Below are 15338 nucleotides of genomic sequence, written 5' to 3' on the forward strand. Positions count from 1 at the left end.
TGCGCGGGATGGCCGGGCGGCCATCCGGAGGCACCGCCGGAGGGGCGGCCATCTGGACACCCCGCCGCCCCGGCCCGACACTCCGGCCCGCTTCCGGGGGAAGGGCTCACGTCATGTCTCGCCTGCTTTGCGCCGGCATCGCCGCGCTCGCGCTCTCGCTGCCCTCCGCGCCCAGGGCCCAGCTCCTCCTCTCCGCCAACGACAACAAGATGGAACTGGCCAACGGCGCCATCCGCATCCAGCGGGAGCCGCAGCCCGATACCCTCGCGGTCTTCGACCTCTCGATCAGCCCGCCGGCGCTGCGGGCCGAGGTCGCGGTGCCCACCAGCCTCGTCGGCCCGCCCCATTCCGTCGCCGTCACGCCGGATGAGAAGCTGGCGCTCATCACCGCCAACCAGAAGGCCAATCCGGCCGAGCCCGGCAAGCTGGCGCCCGGCAACAGCCTCTCGGTCGTCGACCTGACCGCGACGCCGCCGCGGCTGGTGGCGACGCTGCCGACCGGCTCCGCCCCCGCCGGCGTCTCCGTCAACCGCGCCGGCACCCTGGCGCTGGTCGCCAACCGGGCGGAGGGCTCGGTCAGCATCTTCCGCATCCAGGGCGGCCAGGTCGTGCCGGCCGGCAAGGTGGATATCGGCCCCGTCTCCTCCGAGGTCAGCGATGTCGCCTTCACCCCGGACGGGCGCCATGCGCTGGTGACGCGCAGCGGCGACCACATGCTGAACGTGCTGCAGGTGGACGGCGAGAAGGTCATCAAGCTGGACCGGGAGATCACCACGGGCGTCCGTCCCTACGGCCTCTCGATCGGGGCTGACGGGCGCTGGGCGGTGGTCGCCAATATTGGCCGCGGCACCGGCGATGCCGATACGGTCAGCCTGGTGGACCTGACGAAGGAGCCGTTCCGGATCGTCGACACCATCAGCGTCGGCCAGACGCCGGAGGGGATCGCGGCGAGCCCGGACGGGAAGCACGTGGCTGTCACGGTGATGAACGGCTCCAACAAGCCGCCCGGCTCGCCCTTCTTCGGCCCGGGCCTCGTCCGCCTGCTGCGGGTGCAGGACATGCGGCTGTCCCTGGTGTCGGAGGCGAAGGTCGGCACCTGGGCGCAGGGCGCCGCCTTCACGCCGGATGGCCGCACGCTCTTCGTCGGCAATACCACCGACAAGGACATCTCCGTGCTGCGCGTGGCGGAGGACGGGAAGCTGTCCGAGGCCGGGCCGCGGCTGAAGACCACCGGCGGCTCCGCCGCGCTCGCCGTCGCGCAGCGCGCGGCGCGCTGAGGGGGCGTCGCCGTCGCCGGCGGCCTCGGCGCCGTCCTGTAGACACGGGCGCGCGGGCGCGCTCGACACCGTCGAGCGCACTTCGAGCCCCGGCCATGGTGCCGGAGGCGAGTCAAGGCTGCGGCTCCGCCGCACCGCGCGAAGCGCGGCTTCGGCCTTGACTCGCCTCCGGCACCATGGCGTTCGGCATTGGTCGTCTTCGACGGTTTCGAAGGCGCCGGTGGGCGCCTCTCGGGCCAGGACGAGAGGCTCCGAGGCCGCGCCCGCTACCGCCAGCCCGCGATCACGGCCTGCGCCGCCGGCGCCAGCACGTCGCTCTGCAGCGCCAGCGGATCGCCGAACACCACCCGCCCCAGGTCCTTGTCCAGCATCACCTTGCCGAGCAGCCCGAGCGCCTGCTCCGGCGCCTCCTGGCCGAGCGGGGGTGGCGGCGCCAGGGTCTCGGCGAAGACCACGCGGTCCTCGCGCGCCGGCGCGTCGCCCGTCAGCCAGTCGAAGAACTGCCGCTGCAGGTTCCCCCCGCGCGCCTGGTGCACGCCGATGACGACGACCGCGGCGCGGTCCCAGGCGAGGCCCGGGAAGGCCTCCTTCCAGCGCCCGACCTGGGCGCGGAACTGCTCGAGCTGCGATCGCGCCGCCCAGTCGAGGTTCTGCCGGATGCCCGGCCGCAGCCGCTCGCCGAGCGCCTGGAGCAGCGCGGGGTCGAGCGCATCCTGCTGGCGGATCCGCTGCGCCGCCCGCCGCACCTCGGCCAGCATGTCGACCTGCAGGCGCCGCATCTCCTCGGGCAGGTCGCGCTGGCCGGCCAGCGCCTCCTCCGCCGCGGCGACCCGGCGCAGGTAGCCGTCGAGCCAGCCGCGCCGCGCCTCGTCCAGCGGCCCGGCGCCATGGGGCAGCAGCCGGGTCGCCAGCGTCGCCGCGGCATGCGCCACGGCGCTCGCCTGGCCATAGGTGCGGAGGTCCATGGCGAAGATCTCCGGCGCCTCGACGCCGGGGCGGTAGAGCGCGACTTCCTCGAAGCGGTTGACCAGCACCGGCACCTCGGCCCGCAGCGCCTCCAGGCGATGCGCGGCGGAGGCGCGGTAGGCCTCGACGAAGGCGCCGGTCAGGTCGGTGACGGGATCGGCCCACGGCGCGCCGGCCGGGCAGAGCAGCAGCAGGCCGGCGAGGGCCGGCCGGCAGAGGCGCTGCAGGGCGTGGTGGCTCATCGGCGTCCCTCTCCCGGATATCCGGCGGGGAGGGCTTAGAGCGGAACGCCGCGGGGCGGAAACGCCCGAAGGCGTGAGGCGGCGTCGGAATCGCCGCGCCGGGGCTCAGCCGCCGCCCGGGATCACCAGCCGCGCAGCCAGCGGGCGCGGCGCGGGCAGCGCCAGGCCGGCATCCTCGCAGAGCCGCGCATCCATCCAGGCGAGCGTCACGGCCTGGCGGCGCCGGCGCAGCCAGCGGCCGAGGCGGGCGGCGAGCGTCGAGGTGCCGGGCGTGAGGCACGCGGGCAGCGCGACTGACGTGACGCTGGTGCTCATGACGCTCTCCTGTCTCGGCGGGGCCGGGCGGGCCATCCGCCCTCGTTCCATGACGGCACCATGGCAGTTGCCGCGCCGGCCTGCTGTGCGGCGCGGCACAGGCCGCGGCGGCGGCGAGGTCGGTCGTCCGGTTGACCGCGGCCCGGCGGAGAACCTAGCCTGCTAACGGAAACCCCGTTCGATCCAGGAAAGGCTCGCCTCCATGGCCCATCGCGGCTTGCGTTTCGGCATCTTCCTCGCGCCCTTCCACCGCGTGGGGGACAACCCGACGCTGTCGCTGGCGCGCGACATGGAGCTGATCCAGTGGCTCGACCATCTCGGCTACGACGAGGCCTGGATCGGCGAGCACCATTCGGCGGGCTGGGAGATCATCGCCTCGCCCGAGATCTTCATGGGCGCCGCCTTCGAGCGGACGAAGCACATCAGGCTCGGCTCCGGCGTCACCTCGCTGCCCTACCACCACCCGCTGCTGGTGGCGCAGCGCTTCGTGCAGCTCGACCACATGTCGCGCGGCCGCGTCATGCTCGGCGCCGGGCCGGGCGCGCTGGTCTCGGATGCCTACATGATGGGCATCAAGGCCGAGGACCAGCGGCGGATGATGGACGAGAGCCTCGACGCCATCACCCGGCTGCTGGCCTGCGAGGAACCGGTCACCATGAAGACCGACTGGTTCGAGCTGAAGGAGGCGCGCCTGCACCTCGCCCCCTACAGCTATCCGCGCTTCGACATCGCGGTCGCCTCCGCCACCACGCCTTCCGGCGTGCTGGCGGCCGGCAAGTACGGGCTCGGCCTGCTCTCGCTCGGCGCCGGCCTGCCCGGCGGCAATGCCAAGCTCGCCGACTACTGGCGGCAGGGCGAGGCGCAGGCGGCCAAGCACGGCAAGAGCTTCGACCGCAATGGCTGGCGGCTGGTCGTGAACATGCACTGCGCCGAGGAGGACGAGCGGGCGATGCGCGACGTCGCCAAGGGCGAGCGCGTCGAGACGCTGAGCTACTTCTCCGAGACGCTGGGCCGCCCGCCCATGCGCTCGGAGGATCCGCTCGGCGACGGCCTCAAGGCCGGCACCACGCTGGTCGGCAGCCCCGACACCATCATCAAGGGCATCGAGCGGCTGCTCGAATACACCGAGGGCGGCTGCGGCGGCGTGCTCTTTCGCGCCCATGAATGGGCGAACCGGGAGGATACGCTCCGCAGCTACGAGCTCTTCGCCCGCTGGGTCATGCCGCGCTTCCAGGGCTCGCTCGCCATGCCGGCGCAGAGCCGCGAATGGTGCAGCGAGAACCGCACCGGCATCTTCGGGCCGAGCATGGGCGCGCTGCGCAAGGCCTTCACCGATGCCGGGCAGGAGGTGCCGGACCACATGCGCATGCGGCTGCACACGGGCAAGGTCGAGCTCTGACGCCTGCCGGCCGGGCTCAGGCCGGCGGGTGCGGCGCCTGCTGCAGCGCCGCCTCCACGGCCTGGGCCAGCGTCTCCCGCGCATAGGGCTTGCGCAGCACGGCGACGGCCGCGCTGTCGCGCCCTTCCAGCGACCCGGCGCTGGCATAGCCTGTCGCGAAGAGATAGGGGATGCCGCGGGTGGTAAGCACGTCCACGACGGGGAAGGACCGCTCCCCGCGGCCGAGATTGACGTCGAGCACCGCCGCGTCGAGCACCTCCGTCCCGACCGCGAGGCCGAGCGCCTCCTCCAGGCTGCGCGCCGGCCCCACCACCTCGCAGCCGAGGGCACGGAGCAGCCCGTCCAGCTCCATGGCGAGCAGCGCCTCGTCCTCCACCACCAGCACCCGCGGGACCCGCCCGGTCACCCGCGGCAGCCCGCCCAGGAGCGGCGGCCGGATCGCCGATGCCTCCTCCGCCTGGTCGGAGGCGGCGAGGACATGCCGGGCCGGCAGCACCAGCCTCGCCCGCAGGCCGGTCGGCTCCCAGTCCAGCTCCAGCCGGCCGCCGAGCTGTCGCTCGGCAAGCTGGACCAGCAGCCGCGAGCCGAAGCCGCTCCGCTGCGGCAGGCCGGCGACCGGCGGGCCGCCCGATTCCCGCCAGCACAGCGTCAGCCCCGCCGCATCCAGCGACCAGTCGAGGTCGAGGCGGCCCCCCGGCGCGCCGAGCGCGCCGTACTTCACCGCATTGGTCCCGAGCTCGTGCAGCAGCATCGCGGTCGGCTGCACCGCCTCGGCCGCGAGCCGCACCGGCAGGCCCGACAGCCGCACCTGCGCGGCATGGGCGGCGAGCTCGCCCTCCGCCAGCGCGCGCAGCTCGGCGCCGTCCCATTTCGCCTTGGCCAGCAGCGCATGCGCCCGGGCCATGGCGGCGATCCGCCCCTCGACCGCGGCGGCGAAGCGCTCCGCGTCATCGCGCGGCGAGAGGCGGACCAGCGACAGCGCGACCGCCAGCGCATTCTTGGCGCGGTGGTCCACCTCGCGCATCAGCAGCGCCTGCCGCTCCTCGGCCGCCTTACGCTCGGTCACGTCGGCGATGATCCCGGCGACGCGGGAGACGCGGCCATCGGCGCCGCGCTCCACCGGCGCGCCATGCGCCTCGATCCAGCGCTGCCCTGCCTCGCCGCGGAGGCGGATGCGCGCCTCGAACTGCCAGGCGTCGTCCCGCGCGAGCGCCGCCTGGATGGTGCCGGCGACGCGCTCCCGGTCATCGGGCAGGACATGCCCGAGGAAGGTGTCGAGGGTCCAGTCCGGCGGCGGCCCGGCATAGCCGAAGATGGCGTTGTGCCGCGGCGAGGAGACCAGGGCCAGGGGCCCCTCCGGCCCGACCTGCATTTCCCAGGTGCCGATGCCATTGGCCTCCGTCGCCAGGCGCAGCCGCGCCTCGCTTGCGGCCAGCGCCGCCTCGGCGCGGCGCTGCGCGGTGACGTCCGCGAGCACTTCCAGCACCTCGGCCGGCCGGCCCCCGGCGTCGCGGCGGAGCGACTTGCGGGCGGTGACGACGACCTCCCGCCCGTCCCGCGCGCGGTGGCGCAGGTCGCCCATCCATTCGCCCGCGCGCAGCAGGGTCGCCTCGATCTCCGCGAGCGGCAGGGGGAAGACGGTGCGCAGCAGGTCGTGCACGTTGCGTCCGACCGCCTCCGCCGCGGTCCAGCCATAGAGCCGCTCGCAGCCGCCCGACCAGTGGCGGATGGTGCCGTCCATGCCGCGCGCCATGAAGGCGCCGAGATCGAGCGTCGCCAGGAGGTCGCGCAGCCTCGCCTCGCCGGCCGCGAGCGCCGCCTCGGCCGCCTTGTGGCGCGAGATGTCCTCGACCACCGTCAGCAGGTGCTCCGGCCGCCCTTCGGCATCGCGGACGAGGGAGACGGTGACGTTCACCCAGACCGCATGGCCGTCCCGGTGGCGGTAGCATTTCTCCCGGGCATAGGTCTCGATCTCGCCGGCCAGCAGCGCCCGCATCCGGGCGAAGGGCTCGCCGGTCCCCTCGGTCAGCGTGAGGTCCTGGATCCGCTGCGCGAGCAGCGTCGGACGGTCATAGCCGGTGATGGCGCAAAGCCGGTCGTTCACCAGCAGCCAGCGGCCGTCGAGCCCGACATGGGCGAGGCCGACCGCGGCCTGCTCGAAGGCGGCGCGGTAGCGCGCCTCGGTGGCGGCAAGCCGCGCCTCGGCCCGGAGGCCCCAGAGCAGGGCGGCGCCGAGCTGCGCCAGGGTGAGGCAGAGGGCGAGGCCGGCCGCAAGGGCGGCCAGGATCCCCTGCCGGCGCCGCCCCGCCTCGGCCGCCCGCGCCAGGGCCTCGGCCGCGCTCCGCAGCACCATCGCCTCGGCGCGGATCGACTGCATGAGCATGTGGCCGCGATCGGTCTCGAGGGCCGCGATCGCCGGGCCCGGCCCGGCCTCCCGCCGCAGGGCGATGGGCGGCGCCAGCTCCGCCATCCTCTCCGGCACGGCGCGCCGCAGCGCGGCCAGCGGCGCGGCGAGCTCCGCCTCCCCGCCGGTGCGCTCCGCCAGCCCCCGCAATTCCGTGTCGACCTCAGCCGTGGCCGCGCGATAGGGCTCGAGATGCGCGGGGTTGCCGGTCAGCAGGTAGCCGCGCTGGCTGGTCTCCGCATCGCGCACCAGCGAGACCAGCCGGACCGCCTGCTCCGCCGCATCCCGCAGCCGGTCCCGCCGCGCATCGGGGCCGGTCAGCAGCCAGAGGGAGACAGCGGCGGCGAGTAGGGCGAAGAGCAGCAGCGACAACACGCCCGAGACGCTCAGGCGCGCCGCGGCCTTGGGGACAAGGGTCAATCACACCACTCCAGGGGCAGAGCCGGCGGAAGGCGCGGCCGGCTCCGGAAATCGCGACATGATGCGGGAGAGCGCAAGGATCATGCCAGGGAAAACATTGGACGGCCTCGCGCCCTGGTCGAAGATCCCTGCAACTTGGCAGGATTTCATCTTCGCCCGGGTGTCCGGGGGAGCCGGCGTCAGCGCGCGGGCTGGCCGAGGCTCCGCGCCCGTTCCGCCCGTGCCACCAGGCGCTGCTCCGGCACCGCATGCGCGTGCGCGACGCGCACCCGGCCGGGGGCGGGCAGGGGCGGCATCGCGGTGCCCTGTAGCACCCCCTGAGCCGTCGCCACCAGCCGCCCGCCCTCCAGCCGCAGCACCCGGTCGTGGAAGCGCGCGAGCCCCGGCCGATGGCCGATCGAGACCAGCGCCGCACCGGCGAGTTCCTGCTCGAAGAGCCGCATGACGCTCGCCTCCGCCGCATCGTCCAGCGCCGAGGTGGATTCATCCAGCAGCACCCAGCGCGGGCTGTGCAGCAGCAGCCGCGCGAAGCCGAGCCGCTGCTGCTCTCCGAGCGAGAGCATGCGGTCCCAGCGCGCCGCCTCGTCCAGCCGCGCCGCCAGCGCCGGCAGGCCGCAGCGGGCGAGCGCGGCGGCGATCGCCGCATCGCCGAAGCGGCCCGGCGCGGCGGGGTAGCAGACGGCGTCGCGCAGCGTGCCGAGCGGCAGGTAGGGCCGCTGCGGCAGCAGCATCGTGTCCTCCCGCGCCGGCATGCGGATGCGGCCCTCGCCCCATGGCCAGAGGCCGGCGGCGGCGCGGAAGAGCGTGCTCTTGCCGCAGCCGCTGCCGCCCTGGATCAGCACGCGCTCGCCGGCGCGGATCACCGCGCTCGCGCCGTCGAGCAGCACGCGGCCGGCGGGATTGCGCAGCGTGACGCGGTCCAGCACCAGGGCCGGCGCGCCCGCCTCGACCGCGATGCCGCCCTCGCGGCCCAGCGCCTCGGCCGCCGCGAGGCTGTCCTCGAGCGCGGCGATGCGCTCGACATGGCTGCGCCAGTCCGCGAGCTGCGGCCAGTGCTCCTGCAGCCAGGAGAGGGCGCGCACCACCTCGGCGAAGGCCTGGCCGAGCTGGACCAGCGTGCCGAGGCCGAGGGCGCCGGCGAAGAAGGCCGGGCCCGCCAGCAGCAGCGGCAGGGCGGCGGCGACCATGCCGTAGCCGGAGCCGAGCCACATCAGGTGCCGCTCCTGCCGCAGCATGCGGTGCATGGCGCCGACCACCTGGCCGAAGGCGCCGTCGAGCACCCGCGCCTCGTCGGCGCCGCCCTCGATCATCGCCACGGCCTCGGCATTCTCCCGCAGGCGGATCAGGGCGAAGCGGTGGTCGGATTCCGCCCGCTGGCGGTCGATATGGATGCCGATCAGCGGCCGGCCCAGCCACCAGGTGAAGAGCGTGCCGCCGGCGGCATAGAGCACGGCGATGCCGAGCATGCCGCCGGGCAGCGCGAGGCCGGCGACCGGCACCGCGGCCGAGAGGGTCCAGAGCAGGCCGACGAAGGAGATGAGGTTGATGACGGCGTAGAGCAGACTGGCGCCGAGATCGACCGCGACGGCGGTGGCCCAGCGGGTGTTCTCGCTGATGCGCTGGTCCGGGTTGTCGGCCGCGTCCGGCAGCAGGCCCATGTGGTAGTTGCGGCCCTGGCGCGCCCAGCGCCCCTGCAGGTCCCGCACCAGCCAGCGCCGCCAGGACAGCGCCAGCATCTGCCGCGCCCAGAGCTGGGCGACGGCGAGCGCCATGGTGAGCAGGGCGAGGATGGGGAAGATCCAGGCCTGCAGCAGCATCGCCCCCTGGTCGCGCCGCTCGAGCGCCGAGAAGAGGTCGCCGTTCCAGAGATTGACCCGCAGCGCGATGCCGATCTGGGCGAGGGTCATGAGCAGGACCAGGGCGGTCAGCCCCCAGGCGGTGCGCTTCTCCCCGGAGCCGTACCAGCCGCGGGCGAAGCGGAGGGTGCGGCGGAGCGCGCTCTGGCGAGGCCGGTCCGGGTGGTCGCTGGCCAATTCACGCACTCCCCTAACGGTTGCCCTGGAATGGGAGGCAGTATACACAGAATCGTGAGGCGCCCAAGGAAATAAGGCCAGATTGGGGCAAGATGGGGGCAAATGTGGCGAACATGCTCCATTCATGGCGGAATCGAGGCAAGTCGGCGGTGCGCCAGGGCATGCCCTGGACGGGCTGGCGCGGTGTCGGGAGGGCCTTGTATGTTGGGCGAGCCGATTCAGACCTCCGGGCCATCCGGGGCACCCCACGAAGCGCCGCTTTGTGGGGACCCCTTCGGCCCTTCGATCATCGGCACGCCTTGTATGTTGGGCGAGCCGATTCAGACCTCCGGGCCATCCGGGGCACCCCACGAAGCGCCGCTTCGTGGGGACCCCTTCGGCCCTGCGGTCATCGGCACGCCTTGCATGTTGGGCGAGCCGATTCAGACCTCCGGGCCATCCGGCCCTTCGATCATCGGCACGCCTCAGGTGCTCGGCCGGTCGCGCGCCGCCGCGGCGAGCAGCGCCGCGACCTCGGCATCCCCAAGCTGGTGGAAATCCGCGTAGAAGGCGCCGACCGAACCGAACCTCGCCGGCTCGGCCAGGGTCACGACCTCCTCGCAGGCCTGCCGCAGCGCCTCCGCGACGACGCGCGGCGCGACCGGCACGGCGAGAACCCGGCGTGCCGCGCCCGCCTGCTGCAGCGCCAGCAGGGCGGCGCGGACCGTCGCGCCGGTGGCGACGCCGTCATCGACCACGATCACGCTGCGCCCCCGGGGCGCCACCGCGGGCCGGCCCTGCAGCCAGAGCCGCCGGCGGCGCGCGATCTCGGCCACTTCCTCGGCGGCCTGTTCGGTGACGTAGTCGGCGGGCACCCCGAGCGTCGCGACCAGGTCCTCGTTCACCACGGTCCGGGGCGGATCGCCCTCCACCACCGCGCCGAGGGCGAGTTCGGGCTGCAAAGGCGCGCCGATCTTGCGCACCAGCAGCAGGTCGAGCGGCGCGCCCAGCGCCTCGGCGATCGGGACGGCGACCGGCACGCCGCCGCGCGGCAGGGCCAGCACCAGCGGCGCCGCGTCGCGGAGGTGCAGCAGGCGCTGCGCCAGGCGCCGCCCGGCCTCCTCCCGGTCGCGGAAGGTCATGGCAGCCTCCACCGGCCTCGGCGGTCGGATGGCCGGAGCGTCGGATGGGGCGTAGGGCTGGATCGGCCCGCGCGGCAGACCAGGCGGTCCGATGGCCGGAGCGCCGCATGGCACGAAGGGCTGAATCGGCCCGCGCGGCAAACCAGGCGGCCTGATGGCCGGAGCGCCGGATGGCGCGGAGGGCTGGATCGGTCCGCGCGGCAAGCCGAACGACCCGATGGCCGGGATGTCGAATGGCGCGGAGGGTTGAACCGAGCCGCGCGACGTGCCGGGACCGACGAATGGAGCGGAGGGTCGGAGCGGCCCGCCCGACGGGCAAGGCGCCGGGGCCGGGGGGCGTCCTGCCCATCGAGAGGCGGGATGTTGGAGGGAGCCGCGCCCGCGGCAGGCGGCGATCCGCCCGCCGTGGCACCGGGGTGAGGGCAGGGCCGCGTGGCTGACCGCGCCGGGCCGCCCCGGACGCGCTCAGCCCCCGGTGGGGCGGCCGAAGCTCGGCAGCGGATCGGCGCGAAGCTGGCTCTCACGGACCACGCGCTCATGGCCGTCCTGCTGATTGCGCACGCGATATTCGCGGTCCGCGCCGTCGTTCGGCAACTGGCGCAGGACGGTATAGGCGCCGCGCGGGACATTGCCGTCGTAGCGGCCGGTGCTGAGTTCGACGCTCTGGCCGACCGAGAAGCCGTGGGGAGGTTGCATGCTGGGTCCTCGCGGGACAGGTCCTGTCCCCTGCGGGGACCAGGCGGCCGGGCGGCCCGCGCGCCCTGCCGCCCGCCGTCAGCCGAGCAGGTCGAGGACGATCTGGCGGATCTCATCCTGCGTCAGGCCCGAAGGCTGGGGCTGGCGGGGTGTCTTGACGGCGGAATTCGGTCCGGCCGTCGGGTCGAGCCTGGTCGCGGCTCGCCGTTCCGTATCGTTCACTTTTTTATCCTTTCGTGGCCGCGGCATGCGCCGCAGCGGATGGGCGCTCCACGTGGGAGAACGCCCGGCATGCCCGCGCGGTCCTCGTCGGCCGCACAGGGCGGGCCCGGGGCCGTCACGCCGCGCCTGGGGCGTGGCATGGGCCGGGCCTTCGTTCTCGGGGCGGGGGTGCGCCGAGGGGAGGAGCCTCCCCACGGCGATCCGCCCCAGGCGGCCGGAGCCGCCGCGGGAAGCGGCCTCAGGCCTGCTTCAGGTTGCAGGCCGAGGTCTTGCCCTGCTGGCCGCGCTGCAGCTCGTATTCGAGCTTGTCGCCCTCACGCGGCTCCTGGATGCCGGAGCGCTGGACGTCGGAGATGTGCAGGAAGACGTCCTTGGAGCCGTCATCCGGCTGGATGAAGCCGTAGCCCTTGGTGGCGTTGAACCATTTGACAGTGCCGATAGCCATAGCGATGTTCCGTAACAGATGTGGTACCGCCCGGCGCTACCGCCCGGCGTATCGAACTTCGAGGCGAGACGGACACCGGGCTCGGCGCTCGATCACGAGCAGGGAGAGCAGGCCGAACCGAACGAGGCTGACGAGGCGAAGATGGGGTATCGGCGGCCCGGCTGCAACCCTATACCGCCGAATCGAGGCCCCCCGGGTGCCGGCACGCGCCGCTGCCCCGGAGCCGGATATGCCGCCTCCCTCAGCGGGATGGCAGCCCGTTGCCTTGGCGGCCGGGGGGAAGCGGGGCATCCGCAACCCTCTGTGAGCAGGGCGGCGCCTCGCCGGTCAGCCGGCCGCCCGCATCGCCTCCCAGACCCGCTGCGGCGTCGCCGGCCCGTCCCACTGCATGATACCGAGCGGCGCAAGGGCGTCCAGGATGGCATTGCCGATCGCCGGGAAGACGCCGCCCACCGCCGCCTCGCCCACGCCCTTCACGCCGAGCGGGTTCGTCGTGCAGCGCGTCGGGTTGAACTCCAGGGCGAAGCCCGGCAGGTCGGCGGCGCGCGGCAGCGGGTAGTCCTGGAAGGAGCCCGTCAGCGGCTGCCCGGCCGCATCGAAGACCGCCTGCTCCAGCAGCGCCTGCCCCGCCCCCTGGGCGATCGCGCCATGCGCCTGGCCGGCGGCGACCATCGGGTTCACCAGCACGCCGCAATCGTCCACCGCGAGGTGCCGGACCAGCGCGACCTCGCCGGTCTCGCGGTCGATCTCCACCTCCGCGACATGCGTGCCGTTGGGATAGGTGAGGTGCTGGCGCGTCCAATGGTGGTAGGTGTCGAGCGGCTTTCCCTGCTCCCGCGCCAGCGCCGCGACTTCCAGCAGGCCGATGCTGCGGTTGCTGCCGGGCAGGGCGAAGATCCCGTCCTCGAAGCGGAGCTCGTCCGCCGCCGCGCCGAGCGCCGCGGCGGCGAGGGGCCGGGCCTTGGCCAGCACTCCCTCCGCCGCGTGCCAGATCGCCGTGCCCCCCATGAAGGTGGCGCGGGAACTGCCATGGCCGCCGCCCATGGGCAGCAGGTCCGTATCGCCCTGGCGCAGGTGGATCGCGGCGTCGGGGATGCCGAGGCGCCCGGCGAGGATCTGCGGGAAGGTCGTCTCGTGCCCCTGGCCAATGGTCTGGGTGCCGGTCAGGAGCGAGACGCTGCCGTCGGCCTTGAAGCGGATCTCGACATTCTCCTGCGGGTTGCCGGCAGTGCCCTTGAGGTGGCAGGCGATGCCGAGGCCGCGCAGCCGGCCGCGCGCCGCGCTCTCCGCCCGCCGGGCCGCGAAGCCCGGCAGGTCGGCGAGGGTGAGCGCGCGGTCGAAGCAGCCGCGGAAATCGCCGCTGTCGACGGAGAAGCCGAGGGCATTGGTCATCGGCATGGCCGCGGCCGGCACGAAGTTCCGGCGCCGCAGCGTCGCCCGGTCGAAGCCGCATTGCCGCGCGGCGAGGTCGACCAGCCGCTCCATCAGGTTGATCGCCTCGGCGAAGCCCGGGGAGCGGGTGACGCCGACCGGCGTGGTGTTGCTCAGCACCATCCGCACCTGCAGCGCGACGGCGGGGATGGCATAGACCGTGCCCTGCAGCATGACGTACTGGCTGCTGTGCACGCCGCCCATGCCGCCGATGAGATACGCGCCCATGTTCGCGTCGCTGGCAACGCGCAGCGCGAGGAAGCGGCCCTCGGCATCGAGGGCGAGTTCGGCCTCCGCCACATGGTCGCGCGCCTGGTGGTCGGCGAGGAAGACCTCGCTGCGCGTGGCGATCCATTTCACCGGCTGGCCGACCCGCCGCGCCGCCCAGAGCACCAGCGCATATTCCGGATAGGCGAAGTTCTTGGCGCCGAAGCCGCCGCCAACATCGGGGGCGAGAAAGCGGAGGGCGGCGGGCGGCACGCCGAGGGCGCGGGCGGTCGCGTCGCGGTTGCCGTGCAGGCTCTGGCTGGAGATGTGCACGGTGTAGCGCTGCGCCGCCGCGTCCCACTCGCCGACCAGGCCGCGCGGCTCCATCGGGCTGGTGACGATGCGGTGGTTGTGCAGGCGGATCGCCACGCGATGCGCGGCGCGGGCGAAGGCGGCCTCGACAGCCGCATGGTCGCCCCAGCACCAGTCATGGCAGAGATTGCCCGGCACCGCAGGGTCCAGCAGCGGCGCGCCGGGCGCGCGGGCGGCCTCGGCGGTGGTGACGGCGGGGAGCGTTTCGTAGTCCACCTCGATGAGGTCGGCCGCGTCCTCGGCCTGCGCGCGGGTTCCGGCGACCACCAGCGCCACCGCCTCGCCGACATGGCGGACGCGATCCTCGGCCAGCAGCGGCTGCGGCGCGAAGGCGAAGGGCTCGCCGGTCTGGGCATTCGCCTCGACGGTCGGGCGGAGCGGCTGCAGCCCGTCGGCGCGGACATCGGCCGCCGTCAGCACCGCCAGCACGCCGGGCGCGGCGCGCGCCGCGGCCGTGTCTATGCGCAGGATCCGCGCATGGGCATGCGGCGAGCGGAGGAAGACCGCCTGCGCCACGCCCTCCGCCGGCAGATCGTCGAGGTAGCGGCCCTGGCCGGTGACGAAGCGCTGGTCCTCGCGGCGCCTGGGCGAATCGCCCATGACGGATCGGTGCATCCTGGCAATCCCCCGGGTTCTTGGCGCGATGATCGGGCGTTCCAGCAAGGGCGTCCAACCCCACCTTTGCCCATTCTGAGTCGGTCGCCGCCGCGCGTCGGGTGCCGACTCACAGAAATAGAGGAGAGGCTCGGGGAGGATACCTCCTCCCCGACCTTCTCACACCGGCATCGCCCGCCGCTGATGCGCCCGGCCAACCCGCGCCGTATCCTCCCGCCCGCCGGAGATGACGCGCACGCCCTCATCGAGGCGCGCCGCGATGGTCTCCGGCGTGCAGTGCTCGAGGAAGGCGATCCCCCGCGCCCGGCAGGCGGCAAAGACCCGGTCGCGCGCCGCCTGCATCTCCGGCGGATAGGGCGAGAGCTGCAGCCTGGTGCGTCCCAACAGCGAGAGGCCGAGATCGCCCGGCCCCATCTCGGCGAAGCCGATGCCGGGGACCGAGAGGATCTCCTCGCAGCGCGCAACGCCCTCCGGGCTCTCGATCTTCACGCCGAGCAGCAGCGCGCCCTCCGGGTTCAGCGGCCAGGGGTCGCAGAGGCGGAAATACTCCTGCTCCTCCACGCTCCAGATGGGCGCCGCCGTCGCTTCCGAGCCGCGGCCGCGGGTGCCGGTGCCGAGCCGCCCCGGCCCCGGCCGCGTCGGCGCCGCGCCGCCCATGCGATCGAGCGGGGAGGGGAGGCCGGGATCCACCCCCGCCGCCTGGTGCGGGTAGCGGCAGGATTCGACGAAGGCGCGCACGGCATCGCCCGACTCCGCTTGACAGAGCAGCACGCCATGCACGCCGCGACCGAGGATCTGGCGGAACTGCCAGGCATTGTGCCGGACATTCGCCTCGTCGGTGCCGTTCACCGGCGCCTCGACGATGACGGCCGGCGTGCGATGGCCGGTGCGCGTCGGGCCGCCCGCCACCAGCCCCTGCATGTAGGCGGCGAGGCCGGCGACGTCGAAGGCGCCGTGCTCCATGCCGATATTGATGTAGTCGGCCCAGGTCGCGGCGTCCTCGCGCCCCGCTGCCTCGGTCAGCACATGGCCGGTATGGTGGCCCGTGTAGTAGATCGCCTGGTCCTGCTGCAGCAGCGCGATCGCCCGGTTGATCCGGCCATTCATGGCATCCCTCCCGCCGCCCGGCACGGCCGGGCACCCCGCGAGCCTAAGCAGGCTTTCGCGGCCTGG

At 73.9% G+C, this 15338-nt stretch carries 12 protein-coding genes; 2 read left to right on the top strand and 10 right to left on the bottom strand.

All coding sequences use genetic code 11. The features are described 5' to 3' along the window. Positions 1-113 precede the first annotated feature (113 nt). Complete coding sequence (locus tag Q7A36_RS00065) at positions 114-1277, top strand: YncE family protein (RefSeq protein ID WP_305101588.1); 1164 nt, start codon at positions 114-116, stop codon at positions 1275-1277. A gap of 266 nt (positions 1278-1543) precedes the next feature. Here Q7A36_RS00065 and Q7A36_RS00070 read toward each other — a convergent pair whose 3' ends face one another. Both Q7A36_RS00070 and Q7A36_RS00075 read right to left on the bottom strand, forming a co-directional pair. Further along, complete coding sequence (locus Q7A36_RS00070) at positions 1544-2485, bottom strand: hypothetical protein (RefSeq protein WP_305101589.1); 942 nt, start codon at positions 2483-2485, stop codon at positions 1544-1546. 105 nt (positions 2486-2590) lie between these two features. Then, positions 2591-2800, bottom strand: a complete 210-nt coding sequence (locus tag Q7A36_RS00075; RefSeq protein WP_305101590.1) for a hypothetical protein — start codon at positions 2798-2800, stop codon at positions 2591-2593. 202 nt (positions 2801-3002) lie between these two features. Here Q7A36_RS00075 and Q7A36_RS00080 point away from each other — a divergent pair, with 202 nt between their 5' ends. After that, the gene (locus tag Q7A36_RS00080; RefSeq protein WP_305101591.1) at positions 3003-4199 is read left to right on the top strand and encodes an LLM class flavin-dependent oxidoreductase; all 1197 of its coding nucleotides are present in this window, start codon (positions 3003-3005) and stop codon (positions 4197-4199) included. Between the two features lie 16 nt (positions 4200-4215). On the opposite strand, the gene Q7A36_RS00085 is transcribed toward Q7A36_RS00080, so the two are convergent. From Q7A36_RS00085 to Q7A36_RS00120, 8 genes are all read right to left on the bottom strand, one after another. Continuing rightward, positions 4216-7023, bottom strand: coding sequence for a PAS domain S-box protein (locus Q7A36_RS00085; RefSeq protein WP_305101592.1), 2808 nt, complete (start codon positions 7021-7023; stop codon positions 4216-4218). 179 nt (positions 7024-7202) lie between these two features. Continuing rightward, a complete protein-coding gene (locus Q7A36_RS00090; RefSeq protein WP_305101593.1) occupies positions 7203-9056 on the bottom strand; it encodes an ABC transporter ATP-binding protein/permease in 1854 nt (617 codons plus the stop codon). Positions 9057-9520: 464 nt separating this feature from the next. Continuing rightward, entirely contained in the window at positions 9521-10177 is a 657-nt protein-coding gene (locus Q7A36_RS00095) for a phosphoribosyltransferase (RefSeq protein WP_305101594.1), read from the bottom strand. Positions 10178-10642: 465 nt separating this feature from the next. Next, the gene (locus Q7A36_RS00100; protein ID WP_305101595.1) at positions 10643-10873 is read right to left on the bottom strand and encodes a hypothetical protein; all 231 of its coding nucleotides are present in this window, start codon (positions 10871-10873) and stop codon (positions 10643-10645) included. Positions 10874-10951: 78 nt separating this feature from the next. Next, positions 10952-11095 (bottom strand): hypothetical protein, encoded by a 144-nt coding sequence (locus tag Q7A36_RS00105; RefSeq protein ID WP_305101596.1) that lies wholly within the window; start codon positions 11093-11095, stop codon positions 10952-10954. A gap of 238 nt (positions 11096-11333) precedes the next feature. Then, positions 11334-11540, bottom strand: coding sequence for a cold-shock protein (locus Q7A36_RS00110; protein ID WP_305101597.1), 207 nt, complete (start codon positions 11538-11540; stop codon positions 11334-11336). Between the two features lie 327 nt (positions 11541-11867). Continuing rightward, on the bottom strand, positions 11868-14150 hold the full coding sequence (locus Q7A36_RS00115; protein WP_305101598.1) for a xanthine dehydrogenase family protein molybdopterin-binding subunit: 2283 nt from the start codon (positions 14148-14150) through the stop codon (positions 11868-11870). 174 nt (positions 14151-14324) lie between these two features. Further along, entirely contained in the window at positions 14325-15272 is a 948-nt protein-coding gene (locus tag Q7A36_RS00120; RefSeq protein WP_305101599.1) for an aldolase/citrate lyase family protein, read from the bottom strand. Between the last annotated feature and the right edge of the window lie 66 nt (positions 15273-15338).

The organism is Paracraurococcus lichenis, from assembly GCF_030657435.1.
GTDB lineage: Bacteria > Pseudomonadota > Alphaproteobacteria > Acetobacterales > Acetobacteraceae > Paracraurococcus > Paracraurococcus lichenis.

Coding starts and splice junctions, on each gene's coding strand:
- Q7A36_RS00120 (WP_305101599.1), bottom strand. CDS start 15,272: ATGAATGGCCGGATCAACCGGGCGATCGCGCTGCTGCAGCAGGACCAG.
- Q7A36_RS00075 (WP_305101590.1), bottom strand. CDS start 2,800: ATGAGCACCAGCGTCACGTCAGTCGCGCTGCCCGCGTGCCTCACGCCC.
- Q7A36_RS00115 (WP_305101598.1), bottom strand. CDS start 14,150: ATGGGCGATTCGCCCAGGCGCCGCGAGGACCAGCGCTTCGTCACCGGC.
- Q7A36_RS00080 (WP_305101591.1), top strand. CDS start 3,003: ATGGCCCATCGCGGCTTGCGTTTCGGCATCTTCCTCGCGCCCTTCCAC.
- Q7A36_RS00065 (WP_305101588.1), top strand. CDS start 114: ATGTCTCGCCTGCTTTGCGCCGGCATCGCCGCGCTCGCGCTCTCGCTG.
- Q7A36_RS00100 (WP_305101595.1), bottom strand. CDS start 10,873: ATGCAACCTCCCCACGGCTTCTCGGTCGGCCAGAGCGTCGAACTCAGC.
- Q7A36_RS00095 (WP_305101594.1), bottom strand. CDS start 10,177: ATGACCTTCCGCGACCGGGAGGAGGCCGGGCGGCGCCTGGCGCAGCGC.
- Q7A36_RS00110 (WP_305101597.1), bottom strand. CDS start 11,540: ATGGCTATCGGCACTGTCAAATGGTTCAACGCCACCAAGGGCTACGGC.
- Q7A36_RS00070 (WP_305101589.1), bottom strand. CDS start 2,485: ATGAGCCACCACGCCCTGCAGCGCCTCTGCCGGCCGGCCCTCGCCGGC.